The sequence below is a fragment of the Tissierella sp. MB52-C2 genome (assembly GCF_030931715.1).
GTDB lineage: Bacteria > Bacillota > Clostridia > Tissierellales > Tissierellaceae > Tissierella.
Genome location: NZ_CP133261.1, coordinates 2,844,043 through 2,858,858, shown reverse-complemented (window position 1 = coordinate 2,858,858; position 14,816 = coordinate 2,844,043). Strand labels below are relative to the sequence as shown.

12 protein-coding genes and 1 riboswitch are annotated in these 14,816 nt (G+C 29.3%); of the genes, 11 read left to right on the top strand and 1 reads right to left on the bottom strand.

Going from position 1 to position 14,816, the window contains the following annotated elements:
• The first annotated feature begins 10 nt into the window (after window positions 1–10).
• From RBU61_RS14625 to RBU61_RS14585, 9 genes are all read left to right on the top strand, one after another.
• Complete coding sequence (locus RBU61_RS14625) at window positions 11–1,129, top strand: ATP-NAD kinase family protein (RefSeq protein ID WP_308876248.1); 1,119 nt, start codon at window positions 11–13, stop codon at window positions 1,127–1,129.
• Between the two features lie 45 nt (window positions 1,130–1,174).
• Window positions 1,175–1,293: riboswitch (FMN riboswitch) on the top strand.
• Window positions 1,294–1,538: 245 nt separating this feature from the next.
• On the top strand, window positions 1,539–2,147 hold the full coding sequence (locus tag RBU61_RS14620; protein WP_308876247.1) for an ECF transporter S component: 609 nt from the start codon (window positions 1,539–1,541) through the stop codon (window positions 2,145–2,147).
• A gap of 182 nt (window positions 2,148–2,329) precedes the next feature.
• Complete coding sequence (locus tag RBU61_RS14615) at window positions 2,330–2,698, top strand: BlaI/MecI/CopY family transcriptional regulator (RefSeq protein WP_308876246.1); 369 nt, start codon at window positions 2,330–2,332, stop codon at window positions 2,696–2,698.
• A gap of 1 nt (window position 2,699) precedes the next feature.
• Entirely contained in the window at window positions 2,700–5,417 is a 2,718-nt protein-coding gene (locus tag RBU61_RS14610) for a M56 family metallopeptidase (RefSeq protein WP_308876244.1), read from the top strand.
• Window positions 5,418–5,552: 135 nt separating this feature from the next.
• The gene (locus RBU61_RS14605; protein WP_308876243.1) at window positions 5,553–6,260 is read left to right on the top strand and encodes a lantibiotic protection ABC transporter ATP-binding protein; all 708 of its coding nucleotides are present in this window, start codon (window positions 5,553–5,555) and stop codon (window positions 6,258–6,260) included.
• Window positions 6,257–6,976: a lantibiotic immunity ABC transporter MutE/EpiE family permease subunit gene (locus RBU61_RS14600; protein WP_308876241.1), complete on the top strand. Its 720-nt coding sequence runs from the start codon at window positions 6,257–6,259 to the stop codon at window positions 6,974–6,976. The genes RBU61_RS14605 and RBU61_RS14600 overlap by 4 nt, the downstream gene beginning before the upstream one ends.
• The gene (locus RBU61_RS14595; protein ID WP_308876239.1) at window positions 6,977–7,729 is read left to right on the top strand and encodes a lantibiotic immunity ABC transporter MutG family permease subunit; all 753 of its coding nucleotides are present in this window, start codon (window positions 6,977–6,979) and stop codon (window positions 7,727–7,729) included.
• 9 nt (window positions 7,730–7,738) lie between these two features.
• Entirely contained in the window at window positions 7,739–8,398 is a 660-nt protein-coding gene (locus tag RBU61_RS14590; RefSeq protein WP_308876237.1) for a response regulator transcription factor, read from the top strand.
• Entirely contained in the window at window positions 8,389–9,747 is a 1,359-nt protein-coding gene (locus RBU61_RS14585) for a HAMP domain-containing sensor histidine kinase (RefSeq protein ID WP_308876235.1), read from the top strand. The genes RBU61_RS14590 and RBU61_RS14585 overlap by 10 nt, the downstream gene beginning before the upstream one ends.
• Window positions 9,748–9,867: 120 nt before the next feature.
• On the opposite strand, the gene recQ is transcribed toward RBU61_RS14585, so the two are convergent.
• The gene (gene recQ, locus RBU61_RS14580; RefSeq protein ID WP_308876233.1) at window positions 9,868–12,021 is read right to left on the bottom strand and encodes a DNA helicase RecQ; all 2,154 of its coding nucleotides are present in this window, start codon (window positions 12,019–12,021) and stop codon (window positions 9,868–9,870) included.
• Between the two features lie 516 nt (window positions 12,022–12,537).
• Between recQ and RBU61_RS14575 the strand changes: the two genes are divergently transcribed.
• Together RBU61_RS14575 and RBU61_RS14570 are read left to right on the top strand one after the other, a co-directional pair.
• Window positions 12,538–12,873 carry a hypothetical protein gene (locus RBU61_RS14575; protein ID WP_308876232.1) on the top strand — a complete coding sequence of 112 codons (336 nt, stop codon included), beginning with the start codon at window positions 12,538–12,540 and terminating at the stop codon, window positions 12,871–12,873.
• Window positions 12,874–13,586: 713 nt separating this feature from the next.
• Window positions 13,587–14,687 (top strand): glycerol dehydrogenase, encoded by a 1,101-nt coding sequence (locus RBU61_RS14570; protein WP_308876230.1) that lies wholly within the window; start codon window positions 13,587–13,589, stop codon window positions 14,685–14,687.
• The last annotated feature ends 129 nt before the right edge of the window (window positions 14,688–14,816 follow it).

The window sequence follows — 14,816 nt, the reverse complement described above, 5'->3', positions numbered from 1 at the left end:
AGGTGCTTTTGTGAAATTAGGTTTTATAGTTAATCCCATTGCAGGAATGGGGGGGAGAGTAGGACTTAAGGGGACTGATGGTCCAGAAGTTCTAGAAAAAGCAAAAAGTCTAGGTGCAACACCTGAATCACCAGAAAAGGCAAAAAAAGCATTAAAGGAATTATTACCTATTAAAGATAAATTGGAAATTTACACTTATCCAGGGGCTATGGGAGAGGATGAAGCCATAGAATTAGGATTCCAACCAATAGTTTTGAAACAAGATAAGGAAGGTTTTGGTCCAGAAAATACAGAGGAAGCTGCTAAAAAGATGATAGCAAGTGGAGTAGACTTAATTCTTTTTGCAGGTGGAGATGGAACTGCTAGAAATATTTATAATGCCGTAGGTACAACAATTCCGGTGGTAGGAATACCAGCAGGAGTAAAAATCCACTCTGGAGTATATGCAAATCATCCAAAGGCTGGTGGAGAGTTAGCTCTTAAATATTTTCAAAATGAAGATATGAAAATAAAAGAGGCAGAAGTAATGGATATAGACGAAGAGGCTTTTAGGGATGGAGTAGTTACGGCAAAACTATATGGATATATGAATATTCCATTGGAACCAGAACTAATGCAAGCAACTAAATCAGGTGGGTTAGGTACAGAGGAGGCTGCTTTAGACGGAATTGCAGATAGGATAATAGAAGAAATGGAAGAAGCACCAGATATATTCTTTATCATAGGTTCTGGAACATCCACTAGACCAATAATGGAAAAGTTAGATTTACCTAATACATTATTGGGTATTGATATAGTAAAGAACAAAGAGTTAATAGGATCTGATGTAAACGAAAAAGAGATACTAGATATAATAGATGGACATAAGGCAAAAATAGTAGTCACTATAATAGGTGGTCAAGGCTATATATTTGGTAGAGGTAATCAACAAATCAGTGCAGAAGTAATTAAAAGAGTAGGAAAACAAAATATTTTTATTGTAGCACCAAAGAATAAAATTTTATCCTTAGAAGGAAGACCACTTTTAGTAGATACCGGAAATGACGAAGTAAATAGTATGTTTAATGGCTATATGAAAGTATTGAACACATACTACACTGAATCTATAGAAAAAGTGGAAGGACTATAGATAGAACTTGACATCTATTAGATATGAGAATATAATGAAATTGAGATATATCTTCAGGGGGAGGTGAAAATCCTCACCGGCGGTAAAGCCCGCGAGCCGAGCAATCGGTTGACTTGGTTAGATTCCAAGGCCGACAGTTACAGTCTGGATGGAAGAAGATGTAATAGACCTTGTCTATTTTTGTACCCCGAAGATTTTCTTCGGGGTTTTTTATGCCCTAACACAGCGAACGATAGTGAGTTGATGTAGGTCAAACGTAACGAACGCCAAATTCATGCGAACAATAGTGAGCAAATGAATTTGTGCAGTGAGACTACGTGATATGACCTAACTTAGCGAACTAAGTTAAGTTGATGTAGGTCAAAGGCAATGATAATCCCGAGAAAATAAAAATTTGGAGGGATCTTTTATGTACACATTAAGCAGAGAGTCATGGAACACTAAAACCATGGTAAAGATTTCAGTATTAGGAGTAATTTCATTTATTTTAATGTTTTTTGAAATTCCATTACCATTTTTAGCACCAACCTTTATGAAATTTGATATTAGTGATCTACCATCACTTATTGGATCTTTTGCCATAGGACCTATGGCAGGAGTAATTATTCAACTTTTGAAAAATGTATTAAACCTTTTAGTGGAAGGAAGTACAACTGGAGGGGTAGGAGAGGTAGCAAATTTCGTAGTAGGTTCAGTATTTGCATACACTGCAGGATTTGTATATTACAAGAAAAAAACATTTGGCAGGGCTGTAATAGGACTTAGCCTAGGAACTGTAGCTATGACCATAGTTATTACTCTTGCAAACTACTTTATAATGTTTCCATTATATGCAAAATTAATGGGACAGAATATACAAGTATTTATCGATATGGGAACAGCTATAAATAAAAATATTACAGATTTAAGATCTTTAATGTTAATTTCAGTAGTACCATTTAATCTATTAAAGGGAGTTATAGTAACTGCAATAACATTATTAGTATATAAAAGGGTATCACCAATACTTCATAAATAGAATAAGTGAAAAATTAAAAATGAAAAGTGAGTATTTATTCACTTTTCATTTTTTTATGTATATAATATCCGGAGTTAACATTATACCATTTAAAATTAAATCTATTGACTTTATATTCTACAAGATGTAAAATAAAAACAACGTCGACTCTACACCATGTAGAATATAAAGGAGTGTTTAATTTGAAAATAGCTAAAATTTCAGATGCAGAATATGAAATTATGAAAATCATTTGGAATGAAGAAGGAGAAGTTACAACAGCAGATATTGTTGAAAAATTAGGGGAAGATAATTCTTGGAAATTGACAACTATACTTACTCTAGCAAATAGATTAGTAGATAAAAATGTTTTGAGTCTGAGAAAAGAAGGTAGAATTAACTACTATTCTCCTAATATTAGTAAAGAAGAATATAAATCATATCAAGCTAATGACTTTATTGAGGATATGTATGACGGAAGTGTAAAATCTTTAATAGCTTCATTATATAATACTAAAAAGATTAAAAAAGAAGATATAGATGAATTGAAGGATTGGATAAGGAGGATATAAAATGGAATTTTTAAAATATATAACTGGAATGTCTATTACGGGAAGTATTATATTTTTTATATTTTTATCTATAAATCCATTTACTAAGAAGAATTTCAACTCATCTTGGCATTATAAAATATCTATTATTATTTTAGTATTTTTTATTTTACCAATAGGAAGTTTTATAGAAATTCCTCCTACTTTAAGGAAATCTTTGATTCCAGTAGAAACGATTAAAACAAATATAACTCAAAGTGAAGATATAAAAAAGACACAAGAAATCGAAAATATAAAGGTACAACAACCTAAAGATCAAAAATATGAAGATTCTACTAAAATAGGAAATGAAGTTTACAATAAGTTAGATAGTAATAAAAATAAATTTAGTTTTAATTTTAATAAAAATATAATTTTTTATGCTTGGATAGTTGGAATGATTACTTTGTTTTTATTGAAAATGAATTCTTATATCAAATTTAAAACTAATGTTTTAAGAGATAGTATAGAAATAAAGGATGCTTATATACTGGAAATATTTAATATATGTAGGTCTAATTTAAAAATTAAAAGGAAGATACCACTAAGATATTGTGCTAATATAAGTTCACCTATGTTAATGGGAATACTTAATCCTATTATATTAATTCCAAATATAGATAAAGATGGGGAAACTCTTAGAATGATATTCTTACATGAATTAAATCATTATAGAAGAAAGGATATTTTAATAAAACATTTTGGATTTCTTATAAATATAATTCATTGGTTTAATCCAATTAGTTATATTGCATTAAAGAAAATGGATATGTACTGTGAATATTCCATAGATGAAAAAGTAGTAGGTCAAATGGGAAAAGAAGAAAGAAAATATTACTGTGAAGCTATTCTAAAGCTGATGGATAATTCTATTATAGGTAGAACTTTGACTACTTCCATGGGTACAGATGGAAAACGATTAAAATCTAGACTTGAAAATATAATATTTTTTAGAAAAGACTCAAAAAAGAGATATATAAAATCTATATTTGTATTAGCAATTATATTAATGTCGGGTTTTATTATTAGCTGTAGTATAATACCAAAAAGTATAGCAACTAAATATAGTCCTATTATATCGTATATTAAAACTGATGGCTTGTATTTTACTTATTTAGATGATGAAGAGATTAAGATACATGAAGGAAGTGGATTTAGTAATCCAATTATTTCAAAAACTGGTGACTATATAGCTTATACGAAAGATAATAATCTTTATATATACGATATAGAAAATGATAAATTTGAAGAAATAGATAAAGAAATAGCATCCTATGATTGGATTGATAATGAGTCCTTAGTATATTCTACAAATAAGAGTGGGTTTACCAAATTCAATTATAAAAATAAGGAAGGGGTAGCCCTCAAAGATGATTACTATTATTATAATTTTAAATCCTCAAAGGATAAATTATATGGTAAAAGAATAAGTAAATGGTCTACAAGTGAAGGAGATTTTCAATATACTGAAGGTATTGTAGAAATAGACCTTAAAACTGGCGCAACTAATATTATAATAGAAGGAAAAAAGTCTACTGATGAAATGATTGGATATGACCCTACTATATGGGATATAAGTAATGATGGAAGGGACATCTATATTATGGAGAGGTTTGCATCAGGTTCCTTAAGTGCAGATATAGGTGGTATAGGAGTATACGATGTAAAAGAGAAGAACCATACAGATTTTAGTGATATATACGGAAGTGGCAAGGAAGAGGATTTAATAGTACTTCCTAGAAAAAACAATATAGCTATAAATCCGACGAATAATAATTTGGTTAGTGTAATTAAGGGCAGCGGCAGGGAAATGGTCTTAGATAAGGAAGTAATTTTACTTGATATAAATAAGGATAAAACATATAAAACTATTAATTTTATGGATAAAAATCTAGTAGCCATGACTCCAAGCTTTACAAAAGATGGAAAGAAACTGTTATATTCTGCAACTTCCAGCATAGATCCTTCTAATATAGAAGACTATAACAAAGCCTTTGAAGATTGGTATAATCAGCCTCACAATATTTATGAATATGATTTAAATACAGCTGAAGTGAAGAAGGTTACTGATGGTGATAGCTTTGATTTCATGCCTACAAGTATATCTAAAAACACTATATTATTTATTAGATATAAAGATGAACAATATAGTTTAATTAAATCAAATAAAGGCAAAGAAGAATTAGTAGCAGATAATATTATATTTGAGAATCAATTCTATGGTTATATAGATACAGCAACATCAATGGATATATTATATAATGGAAAGGAATTTAAATTAATAGAAAATAAAGATGCGGATAATATGAGCAGATTATATGAGATGAAAGGAACTAAAATAGGAGATAATTCAAAGGTTTCTAAAATATTAAGTCTAATAGAATTTCCAGAGAGCTTAACTAGAAATGGAATTGAATTATTCACAAAGGAAGAACCCTACGGATTACAAGTGAATTTTAAAGGAAATATAGTAAGTTTAGATGAGGAATGGAAATCTCAATCATTAATATTATTTTCGCTTATTGATAACTTAGACTATATTAAATATTTTATAGATGATGGAAAAGGAAATACAGCCGTATCTAATATAGATAGAAAATCTGCGGATAGTATAACAATATCGGTATTAGGAGTGAAAGCCTCAGAAATAGCTAAGAGCAAGAAAGCGTTTAAGGATTTTTATGATATTTTTGGTAATTAATTAATAAGTTATGAGACAAATAATCACCTTGGATTAATCCAAGGTGATTATTTTTATATCTCCTTATAAATTCCTTATAATTACCTCCTATACTTTAATTGTTGATTAAATTAAAATATGGGAGGTAAGTTGAGTATGTCAAATTATATTTTAGAAATAAAAGGCTTAACTAAAAAATTCAAAACTCAAATAGCTGTAAAGAACGTTTCCTTGTCCATAAGAAAAAACTCTATATTTGGTCTACTTGGACCTAATGGAGCAGGAAAATCTACTACTTTGAAAATGATTACAGGAATTATGAAACCTTCTTCTGGAGAAATATTATTTGAAAATAATCTATGGTCTAGAAAGAATTTAAAGGATATAGGTGCATTAATAGAAAGTCCTGCAATCTATCCTAATTTAACTGCAATGGAAAATTTGAAAATAGCTTGCACCCTTTATGGACTTCCTTATATAAGGGCAGATGAAGTATTAGAAATTATTGGTCTTAAAGAATCGGGTAAAAAGAAAGTAAAGAATTTCTCCATGGGAATGAAGCAAAGATTAGGTCTTGGAATGGCTATAGTCAATAATCCTAAGTTACTTATACTAGATGAACCGACTAATGGGTTAGATCCAATTGGAATAGAAGAATTAAGAAATTTAATTAAATCCTTTCCTTCTAAAGGTATTACAGTAATTTTATCTAGCCATATTTTATCAGAGGTAGTGCAAGTAGCTGATGAAATAGGAATTATATCCAATGGAATCCTTGGATACAATGGAAAGGTCAATAAGGAAGATAATCTTGAGAAGTTGTTTTTAGATGTTGTAGAGAGAAATAGAGGTGAAAATATATGATAGATATAATTAAATCAGAATTTCAAAAGAGTAAAAGAACATCAATAAATAAGTTTATTATAATAACACCATTACTTGCACTTCTATTTTCATTTTCATGGGGTGGAGGTCAAAATGGAGCATATAATTGGTGGTATACTATGTTTCTTCCGGGTATGTTAGCTATTATTTCATCTCAAGTAATTATAATGGAGAAAAAAGTTGGATATAAAGGGATTTTATTATATCCTACAGACAAAAAAGATATATGGTTAGGAAAAATAATATATATAAGTATACTAACTATAATTACTAGCTTAATATTTATGATGGGAATTATAATAATAGGATTTGTAGATGAACCTGTAATACCATTAAAGGCTAATATATTGGCTACAATTATATTGATAATTACATTTTTATTTCAGATTCCAATGAGTTTATTCTTGACTGCAAGGTTTAATATGTTTGTTACTGTTCTTTTTAATATAGGAATGACTATATTTGGAGTAGTAAACTTTGGAACTAATTCATTTTTGAAGTTTTCTCCCTATGGAATAATATCTTCGTTAATGTGTCCCATACTTAAAATTTTACCAAATGGACTTCCAGTTCCAGAAAATAGTCCTCTATTAAATGGAAATACTATATTAAGAGATATATTTATTAATATTGTTGCTTTCCTTATATTAACTATATTAACCACTATATGGTTTAAGAAAAAGGAGGTAAATTAAATGAATGATTTAAAAAGACTATTAAAAACTGATATAATAAAATTAAAATCCACTGGATTATTATGGATTCATCTTTGTGTTCCCCTATTAGGTTTGATTGTTTTTTTAGGATATTACTCTTATACTTCATGGACAGATTTTAGTAAAATATCTGCATATTTACAGGTATTATGTATGATATTTCCAATATTAATTGGAATAATTACCTCAATAATAGCAGAACAGGAACATATGGCAGGAGGATTCCAAAATATATTAGTTAGTTCGGAGATTAAAAATTTATCCTTTGCAAGTAAATATATATTGGCTTTAGGATTAGGGCTTCTAAGTACTATACTATCTGTCATTGGATTTTATATAGGTTTTTCATATATAGGAAATAATATTTTTTCCTTTAATATGTATTTATTTATTATTTGTATATTGATTGGGAGTAATCTATTTGAATATATTTTTCATTTTTTTCTAAGCTTCAGGTTTTCAAAAGGAGTTTCCATTGGAGTTGGAATTGTAGAATCACTTATATCAGCTTTGTTTCTAACTGGGATGGGGGATGGAAGATGGCCATTTTTTCCATGTGCTTGGAGTATCAGATTTATTAACTCTTTGCTGATAAAATATGAAAACTTTAATAATTATGTAGATCCATCTTTGAATTTAGGTATTAAGATTGCTTTTGTTGGAACAATTATGGCTTTTATAATGGTATTAATGTGGTTTACAAAGTGGGAAGGGAATAAAGCTGAAGAATAGGAGGATTTTATGGCGAAAATCTTGGTAATAGATGATGACAAAGGGATACTAGATCTAGTAGATAATATATTAAGTAAAAGTGGTCATTGTATTAAAAAAATAAACCAACCAGAAAAAGCTTTATATGAAAATTTAAACTACTATGATCTGATAATACTAGATATTATGATGCCTAATATTGATGGATTTGAATTGTGTTCTAGAATAAGAGAGCAAGTTGATTATCCAATTCTATTTCTTACAGCAAAAGTAGAAGAATCAGATATAATTAAAGGCTTAGGCTTAGGGGCTGATGATTATTTGACTAAACCCTTTGGAGTTCAGGAATTACGTGCAAGGGTAGATGCTCATCTTAGGAGAGAGCAAAGAGAAAAAATAAATTCTATGAGTATAGGAAATATTAGATTTTTAATTACTAGTAAAGAATGTTTCGTATTGAAAGATAAAGTAGAGCTTACCAAAAGTGAATATGAAATCAGTGAATACTTAGCTCTTAATCATGGTCAGATATTTTCAAAGGAACAAATATTTGAAAGAGTTTTTGGATTTGAAAAGGAAAGTAATTTAAGTGCAATTGTGGAACATATAAAAAATATTCGGGCTAAATTCCTTAAATTTAATGAAGAGCCAATTAAGACAGTTTGGGGAGTAGGGTACAAATGGGATTAAAAAAAGGAAAAGAACTTAGGTCAACTTTTATAAAATATGTATTCTCTCTTGGAATTTTTATTATAATTTTACTAATAATTAATTATTATCTAATTTTTATAGTTTCCTTTGGAGTATATCCAGCTAATTATTCAGAGAAGATCATTCAAAATAATCTTGAGAAATTAAGAGAATCTCCTAAGGTAACAATAGATTTACTTACACCTATGTGTAGTTTTGGAGTTTATTCAAATAATGGAGATTATTTGTATGGAAATTTTTCTAAGGTGGATCAAGAACTAATTTGGGATAATTATAATAATAGTAAGATGTCTTCTGGGGGAAAGAATTATATAGTTAGCATTAAACGAGAAGACGGTATATTACTAATAAAATATCCTCTTACTTTACAATATAAAAATGAAAAACTAAGGTCAATTTTACCTAATGGAGAAATTACAATAATTATATTATTTATTATAGAATTTATTATAGTACTACTTTTGTTATCAAATAGATTTGCTAAAAAGATTAATAAAGAATTAAAATTACTTTTATCTGCAACTAAAAAAATAGAAGAACAAGATTTAGATTTCCCTATAGAAAATAGTAATTTAAGAGAAATCAATATGGTTCTTCAAGGAATTGATAAGATGAAAAATTCCTTAAAGATTGCATTAGAAGAACAATGGGCAATAGAACAACAAAAACGAGCACAAATTTCTGCATTAGCCCATGATGTAAAAACTCCTCTTACAATAGTTAAAGGTAATGTGGGATTACTCATGGAAACCGATATAACAGAGGAGCAGAAAAGCTATTGCAATTATATTGAAGAAAGCAGTGAGCAGATGGAGGAATATATACAAAGTCTATTGGCTATTGCAAGAAACCAGACAGAAAATAGTACTCAAAATGAAAATATCTATGTAGTGAAGATGTTAAAACATTTGAGAAATCAAGGAAATGCCCTAGGTAAAACAAAAAATATTAAAATTATTTGGAAAATAGAGATTGAAGAAGATTTATATATAAAAGGATATAAAAATGAGTTAGAGCGTGGAATAATGAATATTATAGCAAATGCAGCAGACTTTTCTCCAAATAACTCTACGGTGAAGATTAATTGTTTTATAGATAATTATCACCTGATTATTGAAGTAATAGACGAAGGTAAGGGATTTTCTCCAAAGATGCTAAGACATGGAAAAGAACAACTAATAATGGGAGATGAAAGTAGAACGAAAAATGGACATCATGGATTAGGTTTATATATAGCTAATACCATTATTAAAAAATACTATGGAGATATTGTATTATCCAACGATGTAAATGGTGGAGGATTGGTTACAATTAAGATTCCGCTTTGATTAGTTCTAATAATGTTGACATAAAGATGCTCCTTTCTGACGTTCATCTTATTTTGACTCTTGCCAGAAAAGAGCATTTGTTTTTATAAAAAGAACAGATTAATTTGCAGTTCCTATTCTTTATTTAAGTTCATTTTTAGCTATTATCAGCTTTATATCTTCATAACTAATCTCCTCAGGTAAGGCTTCCTTAATAGGCTTTAATTTTTCTAATCCCAATTGGTTTATTACAGATAATATTTTTTCTTCTTTACTGGGATCATCTATGAATCTTAGCCAATCCACTATCTTTCCTTGCTCTTGAGATTTCGCAAGATGTTCTATTATGGTGTTTTTAGTGAAGTTTCTTTTTATAGATATTTCTTCTAGGGAGAGCCCTTCTAGATAACAGCTATAAGTCAGTTCATATCTATCTACTAAATCTTCTCTAACTATTTTTTCTGGGGCTTCTATAGATTCTATATCATTGTTGTTACAATAATTTTTGATTAAATCTATAAAGCTTTCTCCATAGCTTTCATATTTTTTAATCCCTACTCCTTTTATCATAAGCATAGATTCTTTATTTTGAGGAAAAAATGAAGCCATTTCCTTTAATGTGGAATCATGGAATATCATAAAGGGAGCTAGTCCATTTTCTTGAGATAACGAATATCGTAGTAGCTTCAATTCCTTAAATAATTCTTCATTAAAGTTTTCTAATACGTCACCTATAGGAAGTTTCTTTTCAATGGAGGATTTCACTTCTATTAGATGTTTTTTATGGTGGACTTTAACCTCACCTTTTAATACTTTACCAGCATTTGCTGTTAGCCTTAAAACAGGGTATTTATCTGTAGTTATATAGATATACCCCATGGATACTAAAGTCATGATTATTTCTCTTAATGTATTTTCTCCATATTCTTTCATAATTCCATAGGTAGATACATTATCTAGTTCTGCCTCAAGAAGTCTTTTGTTTTTTGAACCCCTAAGAACTTGAATTACTGTAGTCAAGCCGTATCTTTCTTGAATTCTATATATACAAGATAATATTTTTTGTGATTCTATGGTAATATCCATCATTTCAGATTGATCTAAACAGTTTCCACAATTGCCACAGCTATCATAGGAGATTTTTTCTCCAAAATATTCCAGTATATTATTTCTAAGACAATCATTAGTGTGGCAGTAATCCACCAAGTATTGAAGGTTTTTATAAAGTAGAGTTTCTCTTTCTAAAGATATAGGATTATTTTGAATTAAAAGCTTTTGCTTTACTATATCTTGCGGAGAATATAAAAGGGTGCAGCGACTATTTTCTCCATCCCTTCCTGCACGACCTGCTTCCTGATAGTAGGATTCCATATTTTGAGGCATATTGTAATGGACTATAAACCTAACATCAGGTTTATCTATTCCCATACCAAAGGCATTAGTTGCTATGATTATTTGTACTCTATTAAATATGAAATCATCTTGATTTTCTTGACGGGTATCTCCAGTCATTCCCCCATGATAGGCTACTACTGAAAATCCATCATTGGCTAATTTTTGAGTCAAGGTTTCTACAGTTTTTCTTGTTGCACAATAGATGATTCCTGATTCATCAGAGTGATTATTTTTTATGTAATTTTTCAAATAAGTATATTTATCACTTATTTTAATTACTTCATAAAATAAATTAGGTCTATCAAACCCAATGATAGATTCGATAGGGTTTCTAAGATTTATTAATTCCTTGATTTCTTCAATTACTTCCTTAGTAGCAGTTGCAGTATAACAGGATACTACAGGTCTATGGGAAAGATTTCTAATAAATTTAGGAATTTCTCTATAAGAAGGTCTGAAATCGTGACCCCATTGACTAATACAATGGGCTTCATCAATGGCAACCATAGATATTTTTATATCGTTAAGTAAGGAGAGAAAGGAATAAACATTCAATCTTTCAGGAGCCACATAGATTATCTTATATTTTCCTTCCTTAATTTCCTGAATTCTATAATTAAATTCTCTATCATCTAAGGTACTGTTAATAAAGGTACCTGATATTCCTACTTCTTGTAAGGAATCTACCTGGTCTTTCATAAGAGATATTAAAGGTGAAACAACTATAGTAATACCATCTAATAAAACTGCAGGTAATTGATAACAAAGGGATTTTCCACCACCAGTAGGCATTATACCTAAGACATCTTTTCCATTTAATATTCCATTTATTAATTTTTCTTGGCCATCTCTAAACTCTGTATATCCAAAATAGGTTTTAAGAGATTCATAAATATCCACAAAATCACCTCGTATACAATTTTATACTCTTTAAGTGAGAATATCAAGAATAGAAGAGCAAATATAAAGCAGTTATCAAAAAGTTACTATGGAGAATCCCTAGATGAGATGAAAGAGAATGTCAAAAGAAAGCTATCTATTATGCACTAAGCTATAAAGTAAATAAAAATTAAATCTAATAGTAAGGGTAATCTTGACGGCATTTATTCCTAAAGTAAAAAGAACAAGTGAAGAACATTAAACGTATCTAGTTTGATTAATTATCGTAATAGGTTGTTTTTATGATATAATGTGTATTATAGGGTTGCATTTTAAAAGATGTAGAATTGACAATGAATAGTAGAATTATTTAGTGAGAATATGAAGAAAAGTATAATATTATTTTTATTATTACTATTTGTAATTTTTCCAAGGACTGGTGTATATGGATTACTTCTCCGGAAATTATTTAATTATATTTTATCATAGTATGCTATAAAATTATATGGAGGATAATTTTGGGAAAGGGGAGATTCTATGGATAGTAAAAGATTAGTAGTAAAGGGTAATAATATAGGTAAAATGCTTGAATTATTAAGTAATGATATTCGATATTATGATTTAAAACCAGCAGAAAATATTTACATTTTTATGAGTGAAAAATATTATTTCAGAAACAATTCCCAATTGATGGTATGTTTAATATTGAAATTAGAAGATGAGAATAATTGTGTAATTGATATAGTTGCTGGTGGTGGAGGTCAAGGCTTATTGAGTTCTACTTGGGGAGCTGAAATAAGTAGGATTAAAGAGATTATAGGTGAGATCGAAAATATTTGTATGATTAGAGGATGGGAAATGATAGAGGAGTAGAAGAAAGAAAAACTTCTATGATTGTATTATTGGGTGTTTTGGGGATAAGGTAGAAGATTTATGAGAAAAGATGTTTAAAATATCTAAAGAAAATGGTACTAGTCCTATTAGGTATTACAACTGGTTCAAAGTTATCATTTCCATATAGTTTTTAATTAACTTCCTAAACAAATAGATACTATAGTATCTATTTGTTTAGGAAGTTTTATATAGTGAGTAAATTTATAAAAATCTTTAATATCATTCCTTCTCTTGGTTTAATTTTTTCACATCACACAATAAGGCTTTGTAAATAGGAAACCCAGAGATATAGTTACAATTTTCATCATCAGTTAAACCATTGGTATTGGACTTTGCCCAATTAGAGACTCTGGTTCATGGTTTTCCTTTACTTTCAAAAATCCATCGGCAACATAATCTAATGCCTCTTCTCAGCTAGCTTCTCTAGAATTTCTTTCACCTTCATAACTTATTAAGGAATTATATTTCAAAATTATAGATGTTTTAAATATAAACTATTATTTAATTGACGTGCATCTTTCCTTAACAGTAATGAATTTGATTAAATTTAAATTAAGTCGTTTTTGTATCATTAGGAATAAAAGCCTTTATATTATCTATCTTATAGAATTTCATATAAAACATATTTATAAATTGTTAGTTAATTGCCAAACAAGGGTATATTAATTAAAAATGATAAAGGAGTGTTACTTATGACAAAGATTATAATTTCACCAGGAAAATATATACAAGGTACTGGAGAATTAAAGAGAATTAAGGAGCATACAGGTAATTTAGGAAAATCATTTTTTGTTATAATTAGTGAATCAGGTTATAAAAGATTTGGAGAGACTGTGAAAGAAAGTTTTGGAGACTCTGCTAATGTTCATTTTGCAAAATTTAATGGTGAATGTTCAAAAGGAGAGATAAAGAGACTTGAAGAAGAAGTGAAATCAATAGGTGCAGATACTATTATAGGTATAGGTGGAGGGAAAATTCATGATACTGCAAAAGCTATTGCTTATTATCAAAATCTCCCAGTAGTCATAGTTCCCACTATTGCCAGTACTGATGCGCCATGTAGTGCATTATCTGTATTGTATACAGATGAAGGAGAATTTGATGAATACTTACTTTTACCGAAAAATCCAGATGTTGTATTGATTGATTTAGAAGCAGTTGCATCTGCTCCAGTAAGATTGCTTGTTGCAGGAATGGGTGATGCCCTTGCTACAAAGTTTGAAGCTAGAGCTAGTTTACAATCAAGTTCTACTACTATGGCTGGTGGACTTGCTACAGATGCGGCTATTTCTTTAGCTAATTTATGTTACGATACTTTGATAAACGAAGGGCTAAAGGCAAAGTTAGCTGTAGAAAAAAAGGTTGTAACTAAGGCAGTGGAAAAAATAGTAGAAGCAAATACACTTCTAAGCGGTCTTGGATTTGAAAGCGGTGGACTTGGTGCTGCCCATGCTGTTCACAATGGATTAACTGTCATAGAGGAAGCTCATGATCTTTATCATGGAGAAAAAGTTGCTTTTGGAGTATTAGTTCAATTAGTATTAGAGAATGTACCTATGAAAGAATTAGATGAGGTACTATATTTCTGTAATGAAGTAGGTCTTCCAACTACGTTGGCAGATCTAAATATATCTAATGTTCCAAAGGAAAAATTAATGGAAGCAGCAAAATTAAGTTGTGTAGAAGGTGAAACTATTCACTATATGCCATTTAAAGTAACAGCAGAAGATGTATATGCAGCAATATTAACTGCGGATGCCATAGGAGAGAATTTCAAGAAGCAATATATTTAAAGATATAATTACTTCATATGTATATAATTATTTAAGTAATTAAATTAATAGAACCTGTCTATAGAAATATATGGACAGGTTCTATATATCTGAATACCAAAAAAATAATAACCTTATAGACTTTATATC